At 61.3% G+C, this 17811-nt stretch carries 13 protein-coding genes and 4 pseudogenes; 4 read left to right on the top strand and 13 right to left on the bottom strand.

Annotation, left to right across the window (positions count from 1 at the left end; all coding sequences use genetic code 11):
- Window positions 1-122: 122 nt before the first annotated feature.
- The 4 genes and pseudogenes from ACZ5KU_RS09125 to ACZ5KU_RS09110 form a co-directional block, all read right to left on the bottom strand.
- Window positions 123-827, bottom strand: coding sequence for a methyl-accepting chemotaxis protein (locus ACZ5KU_RS09125; RefSeq protein WP_416773452.1), 705 nt, complete (start codon window positions 825-827; stop codon window positions 123-125).
- A gap of 204 nt (window positions 828-1031) precedes the next feature.
- A pseudogene (locus ACZ5KU_RS09120) lies at window positions 1032-1934 on the bottom strand (HAMP domain-containing protein); the annotation flags it as partial.
- Window positions 1935-2202: 268 nt separating this feature from the next.
- Window positions 2203-3626: pseudogene (locus ACZ5KU_RS09115) on the bottom strand (aminotransferase-like domain-containing protein).
- 250 nt (window positions 3627-3876) lie between these two features.
- Window positions 3877-4638 carry an SDR family oxidoreductase gene (locus tag ACZ5KU_RS09110; protein WP_054056874.1) on the bottom strand — a complete coding sequence of 254 codons (762 nt, stop codon included), beginning with the start codon at window positions 4636-4638 and terminating at the stop codon, window positions 3877-3879.
- A 250-nt stretch (window positions 4639-4888) separates the two neighbouring features.
- Between ACZ5KU_RS09110 and ACZ5KU_RS09105 the strand changes: the two genes are divergently transcribed.
- A complete protein-coding gene (locus tag ACZ5KU_RS09105) occupies window positions 4889-5896 on the top strand; it encodes an NADP-dependent oxidoreductase (protein WP_054056875.1) in 1008 nt (335 codons plus the stop codon).
- An 83-nt stretch (window positions 5897-5979) separates the two neighbouring features.
- Here ACZ5KU_RS09105 and pyrF read toward each other — a convergent pair whose 3' ends face one another.
- Complete coding sequence (pyrF, locus tag ACZ5KU_RS09100; protein ID WP_054063910.1) at window positions 5980-6678, bottom strand: orotidine-5'-phosphate decarboxylase; 699 nt, start codon at window positions 6676-6678, stop codon at window positions 5980-5982.
- Between the two features lie 260 nt (window positions 6679-6938).
- On the opposite strand from pyrF, the gene eat reads away from it, so the two are divergent.
- The 3 genes from eat to ACZ5KU_RS09085 all read left to right on the top strand — a co-directional run bounded on the left by eat (window position 6939) and on the right by ACZ5KU_RS09085 (window position 9252).
- On the top strand, window positions 6939-8303 hold the full coding sequence (eat, locus tag ACZ5KU_RS09095; RefSeq protein WP_054056877.1) for an ethanolamine permease: 1365 nt from the start codon (window positions 6939-6941) through the stop codon (window positions 8301-8303).
- 121 nt (window positions 8304-8424) lie between these two features.
- Window positions 8425-8592: a DUF2897 family protein gene (locus ACZ5KU_RS09090; protein WP_081005883.1), complete on the top strand. Its 168-nt coding sequence runs from the start codon at window positions 8425-8427 to the stop codon at window positions 8590-8592.
- Between the two features lie 99 nt (window positions 8593-8691).
- Entirely contained in the window at window positions 8692-9252 is a 561-nt protein-coding gene (locus ACZ5KU_RS09085; RefSeq protein WP_017906749.1) for a TetR/AcrR family transcriptional regulator, read from the top strand.
- A 68-nt stretch (window positions 9253-9320) separates the two neighbouring features.
- Here ACZ5KU_RS09085 and ACZ5KU_RS09080 read toward each other — a convergent pair whose 3' ends face one another.
- From ACZ5KU_RS09080 to ACZ5KU_RS09045, 8 genes and pseudogenes are all read right to left on the bottom strand, one after another.
- Window positions 9321-9647 carry a ComEA family DNA-binding protein gene (locus ACZ5KU_RS09080; protein ID WP_464737042.1) on the bottom strand — a complete coding sequence of 109 codons (327 nt, stop codon included), beginning with the start codon at window positions 9645-9647 and terminating at the stop codon, window positions 9321-9323.
- Between the two features lie 111 nt (window positions 9648-9758).
- A complete protein-coding gene (locus tag ACZ5KU_RS09075; RefSeq protein ID WP_054056879.1) occupies window positions 9759-11753 on the bottom strand; it encodes a polysaccharide biosynthesis protein in 1995 nt (664 codons plus the stop codon).
- Window positions 11754-11833: 80 nt separating this feature from the next.
- A pseudogene (locus tag ACZ5KU_RS09070) lies at window positions 11834-12851 on the bottom strand (MraY family glycosyltransferase).
- 614 nt (window positions 12852-13465) lie between these two features.
- Window positions 13466-13762 (bottom strand): integration host factor subunit beta, encoded by a 297-nt coding sequence (gene ihfB, locus ACZ5KU_RS09065; protein WP_054056881.1) that lies wholly within the window; start codon window positions 13760-13762, stop codon window positions 13466-13468.
- Between the two features lie 133 nt (window positions 13763-13895).
- Window positions 13896-14177: a hypothetical protein gene (locus ACZ5KU_RS09060; protein ID WP_054056882.1), complete on the bottom strand. Its 282-nt coding sequence runs from the start codon at window positions 14175-14177 to the stop codon at window positions 13896-13898.
- Between the two features lie 193 nt (window positions 14178-14370).
- Window positions 14371-16056, bottom strand: a complete 1686-nt coding sequence (rpsA, locus tag ACZ5KU_RS09055; RefSeq protein WP_010449734.1) for a 30S ribosomal protein S1 — start codon at window positions 16054-16056, stop codon at window positions 14371-14373.
- 120 nt (window positions 16057-16176) lie between these two features.
- On the bottom strand, window positions 16177-16866 hold the full coding sequence (cmk, locus tag ACZ5KU_RS09050; RefSeq protein ID WP_017906411.1) for a (d)CMP kinase: 690 nt from the start codon (window positions 16864-16866) through the stop codon (window positions 16177-16179).
- Between the two features lie 20 nt (window positions 16867-16886).
- Window positions 16887-17804, bottom strand: a pseudogene (locus ACZ5KU_RS09045) (prephenate dehydrogenase/arogenate dehydrogenase family protein); the annotation flags it as partial.
- Between the last annotated feature and the right edge of the window lie 7 nt (window positions 17805-17811).

Below are 17811 nucleotides of genomic sequence, written 5' to 3'. Positions count from 1 at the left end.
CACGCCGGTCCGCCTTCGACACCGCACCTGTAGGAGCAGGGCTTGCCCGCGAAAGGGTCCTTGAGGCCGCTAAAAGCTTCGCGGGCAAGCCCCGCTCCTACAAAAATTGCAGACAAGTCCTACTAAGTGCGGAAGTGCCCGACCATCCCCTTCAGTTCCATCCCCAACTGCGCCAGCTCGATGCTGGACGCCGCATTGCCCTGCATCGCCACCGCCGACTGATCGGCACTGGCGCGAATGCTGGTCACGCTGCGGTTGATCTCTTCGGCCACCGAACTCTGCTGTTCGGCCGCCGCGGCGATCTGCTGGTTCATCTGCTGGATCAACGACACCGCCGAGGCGATGCTGCCCAGCGCGCTCTCGGTCTGCAAGGCATCGCTGACCGCCAGCTTCACCAGGTCGCCACTGCTGCGGATCTGCTCCACCGAGGACTGCGCGGCCGCCCGCAAGGCGCTGACCAGCCGCTCGATTTCCTCGGTGGATTGCTGGGTACGCCGCGCCAGGGCCCGCACCTCATCCGCCACCACGGCAAACCCGCGGCCCTGCTCACCGGCACGGGCCGCTTCGATGGCGGCATTGAGCGCCAGCAGGTTGGTCTGCTCGGCGACGCTCTTGATCACAGCGAGCACGGTGCCAATGTTCTGGATTTCCGCACTGAGGCTTTCGATGCTTGCGCTGGTCGAGTTGGCCGAGTCCGCCAACTGCTCGATGCGCTGCATGCTCTGGCGCACCACCTGCTGGCCACTGTCGACCTTGTCGTCGGCGGTCTGCGCGGCATGTGCCGCCTCTTCGGCATTGCGCGCGACATCGTGGACGGTGGCGGTCATCTGGTTCATCGCCGTCGCCACCTGTTCGGTTTCTTCCTTCTGGGTACTGACTTCCAGGTTGGTCTGCTCGGTGACTGCCGACAGGGAATGGGCCGAGTTCGCCAACTGTTCGATCCCGGCCTGCAGGCCACTGACGATGCTGCTCAGTCCGGCAGCCATCTGTTGCATCGCCTGCATCAACTGACCGATCTCGTCACGGCGCCGCACCTCGATCGTCGCGCTCAGATCACCGGCGGCGATCTGCTGCGCCACACGGATCACACTGCGCAACGGCGCGACGATCAGGCGGGTGATCACCAGCGCCGCCACCAGACCGACCAGCAGCGCCAGCGCCGAGGAAGCGATGATCAACAGCGAGTTCTTCTTCAGCTCGGCCTGCATCGACTGGTCTTCGGCGGCATAGGCCTGGTTGACCCGCTCGACCACCTGGGCCGCGCGCTCATGCAGTTGCCGGTAGACCTTCTTTTCCTGCGCCAGCAGGTCGGTGTATTCGGTGAGCTTGTCATTGAAGCTGGCGATATGCCCCCCGACCTCGTTGAGCACCGTCTGGTAGCCGGCGTCCTTGACCGTGCCCTTGAGTTGCTCGACGCCAGCCAGTGCCTGCTCGGCCTGCTCGATCCTGCCCTGGTTCTGGTTGTCCTCATCGCCCTTGCGGCTCTGGTCGAGGCGCACCCGCGCCTCGTTCATCGCCTGCAGCATCAGTTGCGAGACGTGACTGACCTGCGCGGCCTGCTCGAGGAATTCATTGCCGTCCTGGCCCTGGGACTGCTTGAGGGTGTAACTGCCGTCATCGGCCAAGCCGGCCTGCAGCACATCCAGGTTGTTGGCCACGCTGGACACCGACCAACTGGCCATTTCCAGCGCCAGGTCCTTGGCCTGGGTCAGCCCGACGAACTCGTCGAAGGCCTTGCGATAGGCCGCCAGGGCCTGCTCGACATCATTCATCACCGCGACGTTGGCCGGCGACTGCGCCTTGAGCGCCTGTGCCTGGGTGGCCAGCGCATCGACGCCCTCATGCAGGGCATCCACCGTCTTGGGGTTGGAGTGCAGGGCATAATCCTGTTCGAGCAGACGCACCCTGAGCAGGCTGCTGTTGAGCGCCGACATCTGCTTGAGCCCGTCGAAGCGCAGGCTGACGGCCTGCAAGGACCAGACGCCGATTGCCGCCACCACCCCGGTCAGCAGCAACACGAGGGTAAAACCGATACCCATCTTCTTCGCCATACCGAGGTTGGCGAAATGTCCTTGCACGGCAGAAATCATGGGGCGTAATCTCCGGTCGAATGCTGAAGGCGCAAGCCATTCAAGATTCGTGCAGATTCGCAACCACGGCCAGTGAAACACAAGCCTTTGGCGCCGGAATAATGGCCAAAAGCTACATCTGCGTCGTTTTCAGAATCGTCGAGGTCGATCCGGTATCACCCAGCAACCGGAAGAATTTCCGCGCCCGGCAATCCATCGCATACGCCACGTTGATCCGCAACCAGCCGGCAGAAGTCGCCCGCGGTGTGAAGGCCGAGTCCTGGGCGAGCAACACCCCGAGCTGGCGGGCACCGGCCTGGACCTGCGCCGGGTTGTAGCGTCGGCTGCGGGCCCAGACGAACATGCCGGCGGAGGGTTCGCTGAACACTTCCCAGCCGCTTTCCTCGAGCACGTCCAGGGTCGCGGCCATTTCCGTGCCCAGGCGCTGGCGCAGACGCTGGACCAGTTTGCGATAGGCGCCATTGGCCAGCAACGTGGCTACGACGCACTCGGTGAACCGCGAAGCGCCCAGGCTGGTGATCATCTTCACTTCGGCCAGGCGCTGGATGAGCCCGGAATGGGCGCGGATGAAGCCGACCTTCAACGAACTGCTCAGGGTCTTGGAGAAACCACCGAGGTAGATCACCCGCTGTTCGCCATCCAGCGCCGCCAGTTGCACCCCCGGCCCACCCTGCAGGTCGCTGCAGACGCCATCCTCGACGATCAGGAAGTCCTCCTCCTGGGCCAGTTGCAACAGTTGCGTGGCGACCGGCAGGGTCAGGCTGCTGCCCGTGGGGTTGTGGCAAAGGCTGTTGATGAACAGGCACTTGGGCCGGTGCGTGCGCAGCAATGCCCGCAACACGTCGATATCGGGCCCCGAACGGGTGCGTGGCACTTCCAGCAGTTCGATGCCCTGCAGCGTCAGTAGTCGGTAGAGATTGCCATAGCCCGGCGTTTCCACCATGACGCAGTCACCCGGTTTGAGCAGTGTGCGCACCAGCAGGTCGAGGCCCTGGGTGACCCCAGGGTAGTCAGTACCTCGCCGTCCACCGAATGGATGCCCTTCTGGGTCAGCCGCTTGTGCAGTTGCTGGCGCAAGGCCGGCAGCCCCAGCGGCGTGCTGTAGTGGAACAGGCCCTGCATCTGCGTACGACTGACCTCGCGCACGGCATAGCCGATGTCGTCGCTCTCGCGCCAGCCCTGGGGGATCCAGCCACAGCCAAGTTTCAACTCGCCCAGAGGATGCTCGTTGAAGGTCCCCCACTTGGCCTCCAGCCCCTCGTACCACTCCGGCTCGCTGGAAGCCCGGGACGCGCCAGGCATTTCCGCGACGATGAACACCGAGCCGTTGCGTGACGCCAGTACTCCCTGGGTCACCAGGCGTTCGTAGGCCTCGCTGACATTGGCCTGGCTGAGGGAGTTTTCCTTGGCCAACTGTCGCACCGATGGCAGGCGGGTGCCCGGACAGGCCCTGCTCCGGCGGATCCATTCGACGATGGCGTTGACGATTTGCTGCACGACAGGCACCAGGGCCTGCCGATCGATTTCCAGATCCATTGTATGTGACGCTCCAACGCACGGTTATTTCCCGTTAAACAGTTAACCATACAAAGCCACCACCGCCGCTTGCACAAAAAGCCTTTCCAGGCCTCGCTGCAAGTCACGCCAATCGTGGCCTGCAGCATCCTCCCTGCATGAATGAGCGAATGCTCCGACGGCACGCGCAACATCGACGGACATAAAAAAACCCGCATGTGCGGGTTATTTTTACTCTGGAACTACAGCCATCGACGAACGATGCAACCGGTCAAATGGCCGTGGCGCCGCCGTCCACCGCCAGGGAGTGACCGGTGGTGAATGCCGCACCGTCACTGCACAGATAAAGCACCGCGCTGGCGATCTCCTCGACCTTGCCGATCCGCCCCACCGGATGCATGGCCGCAGCGAACTCGGCTTTCTTCGGGTCGGCCTCGTAGGCCCGGCGGAACATGTCGGTGTCGATCACCGCCGGGCACACGGCGTTCACCCGGATGCCCCGTTTGGCATATTCGATCGCCGCCGACTTGGTCAGGCCGATCACCGCATGCTTGGACGCGGCATAGATGCTCATCTTCGGTGCGGCCCCCAGGCCGGCCACCGACGCCGTGTTGACGATGGCGCCACCGCCCTGGGCCTGCATCAGCGGCAACTGGTACTTCATGCACAGCCAGACGCCCTTGACGTTGACGCCCATGATCGCGTCGAACTCGTCCAAGGTGCCATCGGCCAGCTTGCCCTTCTCGATCTCGATCCCGGCATTGTTGAAGGCGTAGTCGACCCGGCCGTAGGCGGCGACCGCCTGCTCCATCAGCTTCTGCACCTCGGTTTCCCGGGTGACGTCACAACGTACGAAAACCGCCTCGCCACCCGCGGCCCGAATCGACTCGACGGTGCCTTCGCCACCCGCCACGTCGAGGTCGGACACCACTACCTTCAACCCTTCGGCTGCGAAAGCCTGGGCGGTCGCCCGGCCGATTCCGGCGGCCGCGCCGGTCACCAGGGCCACCTGGCCGGAAAACGTCATGCTCATGGTTCTTGTCCTCGCAGAGTGCGTGAGAGATCGTTCGGGCTGAGTCTAGCCAGAGGCCGGCATCACCGGGCAGCACTATCAGGAGGCCGGTTAGCGCTTCATGCACCGGAGTGATAAGTTGTGGTGATAAACGCCCGCGTATCACTATCAACGCAGTGGATCGCCCCCTATTCGCCCGACCGGCAAAACTTGCCCTGGCGGCGCTCAGGGTCTATCTACAAGGCTTCATTGACCTCATCGAGTACCTGCCATGACCACCCAGAACAATCGCCAATTCCTGCTGGCCAAACGTCCGGTCGGGGCCGCGACCCGCGAGACCTTTACCTACCAGGAAGTCCCCGTGGGTGAGCCGGGCGCCAACCAGATCCTGGTCAGGAACGAATACCTTTCCCTCGACCCGGCGATGCGCGGCTGGATGAACGAAGGCAAGTCCTACATCCCGCCGGTGGGCCTGGGCGAAGTGATGCGGGCACTGGGCGTCGGCCAGGTGATCGCCTCGAATCATCCGGGCTTCGCGGTCGGCGACTACGTCAACGGTGCCCTGGGGGTGCAGGACTACTTCCTTGGCGAGCCACGCGGTTTCTACAAGGTCGATCCGAAACTGGCACCGCTGCCGCGCTACCTGTCGGCACTGGGCATGACCGGGATGACCGCCTACTTCGCGCTGCTGGATGTCGGTGCGCCGAAAGCCGGTGAAACCGTGGTGATCTCCGGTGCCGCCGGGGCGGTGGGCAGCATTGCCGGGCAGATCGCCAAGCTCAAGGGCTGCCGGGTGGTCGGGATTGCCGGAGGAGCCGAGAAGTGCCGCTTCCTGGTCGACGAACTGGGCTTCGACGGCACCATCGACTACAAGAGCGAGGATGTCGGCGCCGGGCTGAAACGCGAATGCCCCAAGGGCGTCGACGTGTATTTCGACAACGTCGGCGGCGACATCCTCGATGCCGTGCTGACCCGTCTGAACCTCAAGGCGCGCGTGGTGATCTGCGGTGCGATCAGCCAGTACAACAACAAGGAAGCGGTGAAGGGCCCGGCCAACTACCTGGCGCTGCTGGTCAATCGCGCGCGTATGGAGGGGTTCGTGGTGATGGACTACGCCGCGCAGTTCGCCGCCGCCGGGCAGGAGATGGCCGGCTGGATGGCCAAGGGGCAGCTCAAGAGCAAGGAAGATATCGTCGAGGGGCTGGAAACCTTCCCCGAGACGCTGGCGAAGCTGTTCAGCGGGGAGAACTTCGGCAAGCTGGTGCTGAAGGTGTCCTGAGCCTGCCCGACAAGGTGCAGAGCACCTTGCCTGTAGAAGCCGGCGATGCGCCGGCTTCTACAGAAACGCGGGGGCTGTGCTGATCAGGCCAGCTCGGCGACCACCGCGGCCAGCGCCTGCGCAGGATCGGCTGCCTTGCTGATCGGCCGGCCGATCACCAGGTAGTCGGAACCGGCCTCCAGTGCCTCACGCGGCGTCAGGATGCGACGCTGGTCGTCCAGCGCACTGCCAGCCGGACGAATCCCCGGCGTCACCAGTTGCAGGCCGGGATGCGCGCTCTTCAGCGCGCTGGCTTCCAGCGCCGAGCACACCAGGCCATCCAGCCCGGCCTTCTCGGCCAGGGCTGCCAGGCGCAATACCTGCACCTGTGGCTCGACGTCCAGGCCGATACCGGCCAGGTCTTCACGCTCCATGCTGGTCAGCACGGTCACGCCGATCAGCAGTGGCTTGGGCCCGCTGCGCTGCTCCAGTACCTCACGGCAAGCCGCCATCATGCGCAGGCCGCCGGAGCAGTGCACGTTGACCATCCACACGCCCATCTCCGCCGCAGCCTTGACCGCCATGGCGGTGGTGTTGGGAATATCGTGGAACTTGAGGTCCAGGAACACCTCGAAACCCTTGTCGCGCAGGGTGCCAACAATCTCCGAGGCGCAACTGGTGAACAGTTCCTTGCCGACCTTGACCCGGCACAGTTTCGGGTCCAGCTGATCGGCCAGTTTCAGGGCGGCGTCACGGGTGGGGTAATCCAGGGCGACGATGATGGGAGTCTGGCAGGCGGACATGGAGGGCTCTCAGGCAAGTCGAAATCGGCGCGCATTGTAGCGGAACGCGGGGACGATCGGGACCCGGTGATCGGCAAATGTGCCGAACACGCGCCATAAACGCCCGCACTTGCACCAATTAAAGTCGAAATCCGGGGCAACCTCGGCGAAATATCCTCGATACGACAGCCTTTCCGGCTTTGCGACACACCTTGCGTCACTGGCACGCCCGCTGCAAACGCCTGATCCGAGCAGTATCCAAACGGTTCAGGGAGAAACACATGAACACTCGACTCAAACCCACGCTGGGCACGTTGCATCTATGGGGCATCGCGGTAGGCCTGGTGATTTCCGGCGAATATTTCGGCTGGAGCTATGGCTGGGGCGTGGCCGGCACGCTCGGCTTCCTGGTGACCTCGCTGATGGTCGCGGCGATGTACACCTGCTTCATTTTCAGCTTCACCGAGCTGACCACCGCCATTCCCCATGCCGGCGGGCCATTTGCCTACAGCCGACGGGCGTTCGGCGAGAAAGGCGGGCTGATCGCCGGCCTCGCGACCCTGATCGAGTTCGTCTTCGCGCCACCGGCCATCGCCCTGGCCATCGGTGCCTACCTGAACGTGCAGTTCCCGGCGCTCGATCCCCGGCATGCCGCCGTCGGCGCCTATATCGTGTTCATGGGCCTGAACATTCTCGGCGTCCAGCTGGCCGCCACCTTCGAGCTGGTGGTGTGCATCCTCGCGGTGGCTGAACTGCTGGTGTTCATGGGAGTGGTCGCCCCGGCTTTCAGCTTCAGCCATTTCGTCCTCAACGGCTGGGCCGGTGCGGACAGCTTCGGTGCCCCGGCGATTGCCGGGATCTTCGCCGCCATCCCCTTCGCCATCTGGTTCTTCCTGGCGATCGAGGGCGCGGCCATGGCCGCCGAGGAAGCCAAGGATCCGAAACGGACCATTCCCAAGGCCTACATCAGCGGCATCCTGACCCTGGTATTGCTGGCCATGGGCGTGATGTTCTTCGCCGGCGGCGTCGGCGACTGGCGCACCCTGTCGAACATCAACGACCCGTTGCCCCAGGCAATGAAAGCCGTGGTCGGCGACAGCTCGGGCTGGCTGCACATGCTGGTCTGGATCGGCCTGTTCGGCCTGGTGGCGAGCTTCCACGGAATCATTCTCGGCTACTCGCGGCAGTTCTTCGCCCTGGCCCGCGCCGGCTACCTGCCGGCGTCGCTGGCGAAACTGTCGCGCTTCCAGACCCCGCACCGTGCCATTATCGCCGGCGGCCTGGTCGGCATCGCCGCCATCTACAGCGACGGCCTGATCAACCTGGGCGGCCTGACCCTGACCGCGGCGATGATCACCATGGCGGTGTTCGGCGCCATCGTCATGTACATCATGAGCATGCTCAGCCTGTTCCGCCTGCGTCGGACCGAACCGGCACTGGAACGCACCTTCCGCGCGCCGGGCTATCCGTTCGTGCCCGCGATCGCGCTGGTCCTGGCGGTGATCTGCCTGATTGCCATGGCCTGGTTCAATGCCCTGATCGGCCTGATCTTCGTCGCTTTCATGGCCGCCGGTTTCCTCTACTTCCTGCTCACCGGCCAACTGCGCGCCGCTGCCCCGGCAGATGCGATGCTGACCGGACTGTGAGCATCATCGGGGCCTGACGGGTTTACAATTGAACCACTGAGAAAGCGCTTCACTCAAAGTGGCAAGGGCCGCCATCGCGCACGAACCGTTCGTGCCGCAGCGGCCCATCGAGGAGAACCCTATGCCCTGGTATGCCTGGTTGATCATCGTGGTGGCGGTCGGCTCCATCGTTGGCGGCCTGATGATGCTGCGTGACACCGCCAACAAGGTGGAACTGACGGACGAACAGCGCCGACGCGTCCAGCAACGCAACGCCGAGGCGGATGCCAAGGACGCGCAGAACCGCTGACAGCCGCTGCTTGAACAATATTGAACACTTCAACAAAAAAGTATGGCAATTCACCTCCAAGTCGCAGTTATCATTGACTGCAGATTTGGAGGCTCCGCCATGCGCTATTCGCAAGACCATAAAGCCCAGACCCACGAGCGCATCATCAAGGAAGCGGCGGCCCGTTTTCGCCGCGACGGCATCGGTGCCACCGGCCTGCAGCCGCTGATGAAAGCCTTGGGGCTGACCCATGGCGGTTTCTACGCGCACTTCAAGTCCAAGGATGAACTGGTCGAAAAGGCCTTGCAGGAAGCGGCGGCGGAACTGGACGTACATTGCGACATGCTGTTCAGCCAGGACAAGCCCCTGCAGTCGTTCATCGACAGCTACCTCTCCGAGTGGCACCTGACCACCCCCGAACACGGCTGCCCGATTCCGACCATGTGCTCGGAGCTGGGCCAGCGTGGCGAACCCAGCCCAACCACCGATACGGTGATCGAATCGCGCCTCAAGCAGGTGGAAACCGCACTGGGCTCGGGGCCGGATGCCGAAGAGCAAAGTATCGTCATGCTGGCGACCCTGGTGGGCGCACTGGTGATGTCGCGCAGTGCCGAAGATCCGGAGCTGGCGAAGAAGATCCTGGAAGTGACCAAGGCGCACCTGAAGGATCAGGTCGAATAGGGCTGCAAGCTCCCCATCGCTACAGGAGACCGGTCTTTCGACCAGCCTCCAGCCTCAGTCAAACAACGTCAATTGATATCCAGCTGGTCGCGATTCCTGTCGAGAATCGCCTTGCCGATGCCTTTCACCTCAAGCAATTCATCCACCGAAGAGAAAGGTCCGTTCGCCTCCCGATGGGCAACGATGGCCTGGGCCTTGGCTTCGCCGATACCGGACAGCTCGCGCTGGATGGTTTCGGCATCGGCGGTGTTGAGATTGACCTTGCCGACCTTGGCCGCAGGCGCGGCCTGGCTGGGCACCGGGGTTTGATGCTGAGCCGCCGGTGCGGCATTGACGGCACCGTTGGCGCCGAGCAGAAGGGTTAACAGCAGGGAAGGAAGAACGCCTGTACGCATAAATGTCACTCCATGGCATCGTAGGGGAAAAGCAGCTTTTCCGAAGCTGCCTTTCAAACCTAGGTGATGCCCGGAGCCTGTCAAAAGCCAGGCCGTTACCGGGTGTGTAGCTCAGGGCTCCATGCGGCGCTGCTGGTAGATCCAGTCGACGATCTCGCCATCCGGCGCATAACCACTGACCGTTTCCCGCAGCAATTGCCGGACCCGTGCGTAATCATCGTTTTCCACGGCCGCGAGCAGTTCGGCCAGGCGCAACTTGAGCACATCCCAGGGCAGCATGTCTTCATGGGCGGTCATGATCATCGGATGGGGGGTCGCCGCCACGTTGTCGCCAATCAGCAACTCTTCGTAAAGCTTTTCTCCCGGACGAAGACCGGAGAACTCGATGGCGATATCGCCATGGGGGTTCTTGTCGGAGCGGATGCTCAAGCCGGAAAGATGAATCATCTTCTCGGCCAACTCGACGATCCGGACCGGCTCACCCATGTCGAGGACGAAGACGTCGCCGCCCTGCCCCATGGAGCCGGCCTGGATCACCAGTTGCGCGGCCTCGGGGATGGTCATGAAGTAGCGGGTGATCTTCGGATGCGTCACCGTCAGCGGGCCACCCGCCTTGATCTGCTTGTGGAACAGCGGGATCACCGAGCCCGACGACCCTAGCACGTTGCCGAAGCGGACCATGGTGAAACGGGTCTTGTTGACCCGCGATACGTTGCCCGAGTCACCGAAGAGCACTGGCGCCTGTTCGCGACTGAGAGCCTGCAAGGTCAGCTCGGCCAGTCGCTTGGTGCTGCCCATGACGTTGGTCGGGCGCACCGCCTTGTCGGTGGAAATCAGCACGAAGTTGGCCACCCCCGCCTGCAATGCCGCCTGGGCGGTGTTGAGCGTGCCGATCACGTTGTTCAGTACGCCTTCGGCGATGTTGTGCTCGACCATTGGCACATGCTTGTAGGCCGCGGCGTGATAGACCGTTTCGACATGCCAGGTCTTCATCACCGACAGCAGCTTGTCCTGGTTGCGCACCGAACCGAGGATCGGCAGCAGGCGCACGGACAGCGACTCACGATCCACCCGGCGCTCGAGCTCGGACAGAATGCTGTAGAGATTGAACTCGCTGTGCTCGAACAGCAGCAGCGTCGTCGGGCGCAGGGCCAGGATCTGCCGGCAGAGTTCCGAGCCGATGGAACCGCCAGCCCCTGTCACCAGAACCGAACGCCCCTTGATGCAATGTTCGAGCAGCTCGGCCTGGGCAGGCACGGCATCACGCCCGAGCAGGTCGGCGATGTCGACTTCCTGGATGTCATCGACCTTGACGCGCCCGCTGGCCAGGTCCATGAAGCCGGGCACGCTGCGCACGTGCAACGGAAAGCCCTCGAGAAGAGCGAGAATCTCCCGACGCCTGGCACGCGAAGAAGAAGGAATCGCCAGGAGGATTTCCTGAGCCCCGGTGGCGTCGATCATCTGCTGGATATGCTTGGGCTTGTAGACCTTCAAACCCGAGATACTGCGGTCGGCAATACTGTTGTCATCATCGATGAAAGCGACAGGCTGCATGGCCCGCCCCATCCGCAAGGCCGCAACCAGCTGGTTGCCGGCGGCTCCGGCGCCGTACACCGCCACCTTCGTCAAACCGTTGTCACGGTTGGCAAACGGCATGTGCTGGGTGGTACCGAACCAGTCGCCAAGGAAATACTGGCGCATGGCCAAACGCAGGCCACCGATCATGATCAGGCTCAGCCACCAGTAGTTGAACATGATGGAACGGGGAACCAGCGTCTGGTGATTGCTGTAGAGGTAGACCACAACCCCGAGGATCAACGCGGACAGGCTCACGGCCTTGACGATGGCGATCAGCGCATCATTGCCGAAATAGCGCATCACGGCACGATACAGGCCGAACTTTATGAACAATGGAATGGACACAACGGGAGCGGAGAGAAACAACCAGCGGTGTTGAGCGAGCGGGTTGATCACATCGTCCAGCCCCAGCCTGACGACGAACGACATCCACAGGGCCAGCCAGACCAGGAAGATGTCGGCAATCACTTGAAGAATGCGCTTTTGCCGACGCGGGAGACCCAGCAAAAAGGCTCGAATCTTATCCATAATCCCTCTAAAGCCTATATCCGAAAAAGCAGCACATACCGCCATCAATACATTGAGCCACAACCTGGGAAAACCTTGGCTCAGCCCGCTTTCTCCAGCTCACCGGCATGAAACCTGAACGCCAGAAAGACCAGAGGCACGTAGGCGATCAGCAACCCGGTGATACCATCGAGTATCGACAGCCCGACGCACAAGGCGATCGGCAGCAACCAGCAAACGTTGATGGCTGCCACTGCCAGTGTCACCGGCAAATGGCTGCCCAACTGCCGTGACGCGTACTGATAGGCATGGCTGCGATGAGCCTGGTAGACCTTGTCCCCACGCAAGAGGCGTCGCACCAGGGTGAACGTGGCATCGACCACGAAGACCCCTAACAGAATCAGCCAGACCCAGAGCAGTTGGGGTTTGACCCAGGCGGCATGAAGGGAAAGCCCTCCAAGCACCAGCCCCAGAAAACCACTGCCAGCATCACCCATGAATATACGGGCAGGTGGAAAGTTCCAGTATAGAAAACCACACACAGCCAGGGCCAACAGCAATGACGGCCAGACCAGGGCTGTCTCGCCCCCGAGCATATGGACAAGACAGGCTCCCAGACAGGCTGTCACCGCCTCGACGCTGGCAATCCCGTCGATGCCATCCATGAAGTTGTAGAGATTGAGCATCCAGACCAGATAGAACGCCGCCAGAATCGAGCCTGCCACTCCCAGGCTGACCTGGACGCCAAAAATCTCCAGCGGTGGCAGGCCACCCAACCAGAAAAGCAGCCATGCCGCACTGGAAAAGTGCGCCAGCAATCGCCAACGCGCAGCGATATGCCCATGATCGTCGAGAAAACCGACTACAGCGACGGCGCCGCCGCCCCCAGAAATCCCAGACCGTCGGCCAGGGCAGAATACCCATCAGCGCCAGAATCGGCAAAACCGCCAGGAAGCTGATGACAATCGCCACGCCACCACCGCGGGGAGTCGCAACGGAATGGGAACTGCGCTCGTTGGGAACATCCATCAGGCTGCGTGCCAATGCATAACGGCGAAGCGCTCCTGTCAAAAACAGCGACACCGTCAAAACGATCAGACAGCACAAGAAAATCATCATCAGACTCAAGATCCCGGACACACTCAAAATAAGATATTCAGGAAAGCTCGCCGCCCACTCGACCCGACAAGTTCCAAACAAACGCAGGAAACATGAAATTACGCCCAGAAGGCGATCTGCCCTGACGCAAAGTCAATGGCATCGAGGTAACCGAGTGCAGCTCACCCGGCAGAGAAGCTTGCTTCATCAGCCAATCGCAGCCTCAGAAGCGGTGCATGCAAGGCCTGAACTCGGAGCAAGGGCGCATTCTACGCAACAACTCGATGCTTGCCATCACGAACAGGAAAAGCGGAAGACAAAAAGACAGGGACGAAACGCGAGGGGTATGGGCATTCCGGCCCGTCGCACTCCCCAAAACAGGATGCCAACCAGCCCAGGAAAAACAGCCCGTTCAGTATCGGGAGGAAAAACCAGCAATATACAACTCAATGGAGCAAGTCAGTATGGCGAAACTTCCTACCTCTATCAGAGCGCTAGCTCAGAGAGGCCTGAGTTCCAATTCTGATCGGAGAATATTGCCAACTACACCTTCAGGCGATCCAGAAACACACCGCTACCAAGCAGTCGTAGTACATACCGCCACAATCAACAGGCCATTGAACCTGGCAAGCTGATCAGTGATCGCTCTCCTCTTCTTCGTTCACCCGATCACGCAACTCCTTGCCCGGCTTGAAATGCGGCACGAACTTGCCGTCCAGGCTGACCGATTGACCGGTCTTCGGGTTACGCCCTACCCTTGGTGCGCGATAATGCAGGGAAAAGCTACCGAACCCACGAATTTCGATCCGATCTCCGGTCGCCAGGCACTGGGACATCTGCTCAAGCATGGTCTTGATGGCCAGCTCGACATCCTTGGACGAGAGCAGGCCCTGATGGGTGACAATTCGTTCGATCAACTCCGACTTCGTCATATTTTTCCCTTCTTTTTCAAGCAGCTAGGAAAAGCATTTCGAAGGTTGTAGCACGGCTGGATGGTTTTGAACAGCCCACCCATTGACTTATCTGCATACAAGATGCGTCGAGGTCCGAGAGGGCCCGTAGCGGTTAATTACAGATGACCAGCATGGTGCGGGTGACGGAGCCCGCGGGGTTCCAGCCGAACAGATAGTCGCCCTCCTCATCCTTTGCATCACTGGATTTGGTCACGACCTTGTAGCCCTGAGCCTTGCACTCGCGAGCAGCGCGCTTGTAGCACTTGTCCCAGCCGGAGCCGAGCCCCGAGCAATCGATCTCGATACCACTCACCCCATGCCTGACGTGAGTCTTGGTATTGGTGGTGCACCCGGCGAGCAACGCCAGGGCGATTACCGCTATGAGCTTGCTCATTTACATCCTTATCCAGGCAACGCCCTGAGAAAAGCCACTGACAACGAAACAACGACTGCCTCAGACACCAACATCTTTACACTTATAAATATGACAGTCGCAAGACCGATTTTGTTTCGCGCCGGATACAGGCAAATCCCAGGCACAAAAAAGGGCGACCGAAGTCGCCCTTTTTTCAACAGTCAGACAGAACTCAGTTCTGTTTGGCCATTGCCTGACGCAGCAGAGCAGCCATGGTGGTGTCAGCTGCTTCACCTTCCGGAGCGGCTTTCAGGCTCTGGATGGCTTCTTTCTCGTCTTCAACGTCTTTCGACTTGATCGAGAGCTGGATTACGCGGCTCTTACGATCAACGCTGATGATCTTGGCTTCTACTTCTTCGCCTTCTTTCAGGACGTTGCGCGCGTCTTCAACGCGGTCACGGCTGATTTCGGAGGCTTTCAGAGTTGCTTCGATATCGTCGGCCAGAACGATGATGGCGCCTTTGGCGTCAACTTCTTTCACGGTGCCCTTGACAACAGCGCCCTTGTCGTTGACCGAGACGTACTCGGAGAACGGATCGCTTTCCAGCTGCTTGATGCCCAGGGAGATGCGCTCACGCTCTGGGTCAACCGACAGGATGACGGTGTCCAGCTCGTCGCCCTTCTTGAAGCGACGTACGGCTTCTTCGCCGACTTCGTTCCAGGAGATGTCCGACAGGTGAACCAGACCGTCGATACCGCCGTCCAGACCGATGAAGATACCGAAATCGGTGATCGACTTGATGGTACCGGAGATCTTGTCGCCCTTGTTGAACTGGCCAGAGAAGTCTTCCCATGGGTTCGACTTGCACTGCTTGATGCCCAGGGAGATACGACGACGCTCTTCGTCGATGTCCAGAACCATGACTTCCACTTCGTCGCCGACTTGTACGACTTTCGAAGGATGGATGTTCTTGTTGGTCCAGTCCATTTCCGAAACGTGCACCAGACCTTCAACGCCTTCTTCCAGCTCAGCGAAGCAGCCGTAGTCGGTCAGGTTGGTGACACGCGCGGTCACGCGGGTGCTTTCTGGGTAACGAGCCTTGATGGCAACCCATGGGTCTTCGCCCAGTTGCTTCAGGCCCAGGGAAACACGATTGCGCTCGCGATCGTACTTCAGAACCTTGACATCGATCTCGTCGCCAACGTTGACGATTTCCGATGGATGCTTGATGCGCTTCCAGGCCATGTCGGTGATGTGCAGCAGGCCATCGACGCCGCCCAGATCAACGAATGCACCGTAGTCGGTGAGGTTCTTGACGATACCCTTGACCTGCTGGCCTTCCTGCAGGGATTCCAGCAGAGCTTCACGCTCGGCGGAGTTCTCGGCTTCCAGGACGCTGCGGCGGGAAACGACAACGTTGTTGCGTTTCTGGTCGAGCTTGATGACCTTGAACTCGAGCTCTTTGCCTTCCAGGTGCGTGGTGTCGCGCACTGGACGGACGTCAACCAGGGAACCTGGCAGGAACGCACGGATGCCGTTAACGTCGACAGTGAAGCCGCCCTTAACCTTACCGTTGATAACGCCCTTGACCACTTCCTCGGCTGCGAAGGCTGCTTCCAGAACGATCCAGCATTCAGCGCGCTTGGCTTTTTCACGGGACAGCTTGGTTTCACCAAAGCCATCTTCAACCGAATCCAGCGCCACGTGAACTTCGTCACCGACGTTGATGTTCAGTTCGCCAGCATCGGTGTAGAACTGTTCCAGCGGGATCAGAGCTTCAGACTTCAGACCAGCGTGGACAGTTACCCAACGAGCTTGGTAATCGATATCAACGATAACACCGGTGATGATCGAACCAGCCTGAAGATTCAGGGTCTTCAAGCTCTCTTCAAAGAGTTCCGCAAAGCTTTCGCTCATTTTAATTCCTGTTGATGAGGGCGAAGAATACGCCCATCTGCCACACCCCAGACGATGTGGGTTACGTTCATATGAAAGAGGCCATGCAGGACTATGACTGGTCCCCTGCACCCCTCTTGGTCACCCGGCGATATCGCGAATGGCGATCTCGCTCATGATGCGTTCCAGCACCTGCTCGATGGACAACTCCGTGGAGTCCAGCTGTATCGCGTCGGCCGCCGGCTTGAGCGGGGCCACCGCGCGCTGGGTGTCACGCTCATCACGCGCACGTATCTCATCCAGCAGACTCGACAGACTAACATCATCGCCCTTGGCCTTCAACTGCAAGTAACGGCGACGGGCACGTTCCTCGGAGCTGGCGGTCAGGAAGATCTTCAATGGCGCATCGGGAAACACCACGGTGCCCATGTCGCGGCCGTCGGCCACCAGGCCGGGCGCCTCGCGAAATGCCCGCTGGCGTTGCAGCAGCGCATCGCGTACCGCCGGCAGGGAAGCGACCTGGGAAGCACCGGCACCGATCGACTCGTTGCGGATGTCCTGGGTGACGTCATCCCCTTCCAGGATGATGCGCTCCGGCTGACCGTCGGTCGCACCGATGAACTGCACATCGAGATGCGCGGCCAGCAACTTGAGGGATTCCTCGTTGGTCAGGTCGACGCCATGATTACGCGCCGCGAAGGCCAGCAACCGGTAGAGCGCGCCGGAGTCCAGCAGACACCAGCCCAGACGCTTGGCCAGCAAACCGGCGATGGTGCCCTTGCCCGAGCCGCTAGGTCCGTCGATGGCGATGACTGGAGCTTGAATATTCACGACTGAGCCTCTTTCTGATCATCGTTGACGTTCATTGTGTCCTTGCGGGCCCGTCGGGCCAAGATCCTGCCGAAATGTTCGCGCGCCGCCCGGGCCCGCTTGAACACATCCAGCAGTTGATGCCCGTCACCTGCATCGACGGCATCGCGCAGGACGTCCAGGTCGCCGCGGAAGGTATCCAGTGCACGCAGAACCGCATCGCGGTTGGCCAGGAAGATGTCGTGCCACATGACCGGGTCGCTGCCGGCGATCCGCGTGAAGTCACGGAAGCCGCCTGCGGCGTAACGGAAGATCTCCAGGTTCTCGTTGCGCTTGGCCAGGGAGTCGACCAGACCGAAGGCCAGCAGGTGCGGCAGATGACTGGTCGCCGCCAGCACTTCATCGTGCCGCTGGACATCCATGTGCTCCACATCCGCCCCCAGCGCACGCCACAGCGCATCGACCGTGGCCAGCGCCTGCGCGTCGGTCTCGGCCAGCGGCGTCAGGATCACCTTGTGCCGCCGGAACAGCCTGGCATTGGAGGCCTCGACCCCGCTCTGCTCGGAGCCGGCAATCGGGTGACCGGGCACGAACCGCGTCGGCATGGCGCCAAACGCCTCGCCAGCGGCACGCACCACGTTACCCTTGGCACTGCCCACATCGGTAAGAATAGCCTGACCCAGGTCCATGCCCGCCAACAGGCCGAGCATCTTCTCCATGGCCAGGATCGGCACCGCCAGCTGGATCACATCGGCACCGCGGCAAGCGGCCGCCAGGTCTTCCTCGCAGCGATCGACCACCCCCAGCTCCACCGCCAGGCGGCGCGACTGCGGATTCAGATCGACCCCCACCACTTCCCGGCACAGGCCGCTTTCACGCAGGCCCTTGGCAAAGGAACCACCAATCAGCCCGAGACCGACCACCACCAGGCGGCCGATCATAGGCGTCACAGATTGCATCGGCATG

The organism is Pseudomonas sp. Tof1 (assembly GCF_055390395.1).
Note: the sequence above shows the minus strand (reverse complement) of the source record. Positions and strands in the feature narration are given on the sequence as shown.

Coding starts and splice junctions, on each gene's coding strand:
- rpsA (WP_010449734.1), bottom strand. CDS start 16,056: ATGAGCGAAAGCTTTGCGGAACTCTTTGAAGAGAGCTTGAAGACCCTG.
- eat (WP_054056877.1), top strand. CDS start 6,939: ATGAACACTCGACTCAAACCCACGCTGGGCACGTTGCATCTATGGGGC.
- ACZ5KU_RS09125 (WP_416773452.1), bottom strand. CDS start 827: ATGACCGCCACCGTCCACGATGTCGCGCGCAATGCCGAAGAGGCGGCA.
- ACZ5KU_RS09080 (WP_464737042.1), bottom strand. CDS start 9,647: ATGCGTACAGGCGTTCTTCCTTCCCTGCTGTTAACCCTTCTGCTCGGC.
- ACZ5KU_RS09085 (WP_017906749.1), top strand. CDS start 8,692: ATGCGCTATTCGCAAGACCATAAAGCCCAGACCCACGAGCGCATCATC.
- pyrF (WP_054063910.1), bottom strand. CDS start 6,678: ATGTCCGCCTGCCAGACTCCCATCATCGTCGCCCTGGATTACCCCACC.
- ACZ5KU_RS09110 (WP_054056874.1), bottom strand. CDS start 4,638: ATGAGCATGACGTTTTCCGGCCAGGTGGCCCTGGTGACCGGCGCGGCC.
- ACZ5KU_RS09075 (WP_054056879.1), bottom strand. CDS start 11,753: ATGGATAAGATTCGAGCCTTTTTGCTGGGTCTCCCGCGTCGGCAAAAG.
- ihfB (WP_054056881.1), bottom strand. CDS start 13,762: ATGACGAAGTCGGAGTTGATCGAACGAATTGTCACCCATCAGGGCCTG.
- ACZ5KU_RS09090 (WP_081005883.1), top strand. CDS start 8,425: ATGCCCTGGTATGCCTGGTTGATCATCGTGGTGGCGGTCGGCTCCATC.
- ACZ5KU_RS09060 (WP_054056882.1), bottom strand. CDS start 14,177: ATGAGCAAGCTCATAGCGGTAATCGCCCTGGCGTTGCTCGCCGGGTGC.
- ACZ5KU_RS09105 (WP_054056875.1), top strand. CDS start 4,889: ATGACCACCCAGAACAATCGCCAATTCCTGCTGGCCAAACGTCCGGTC.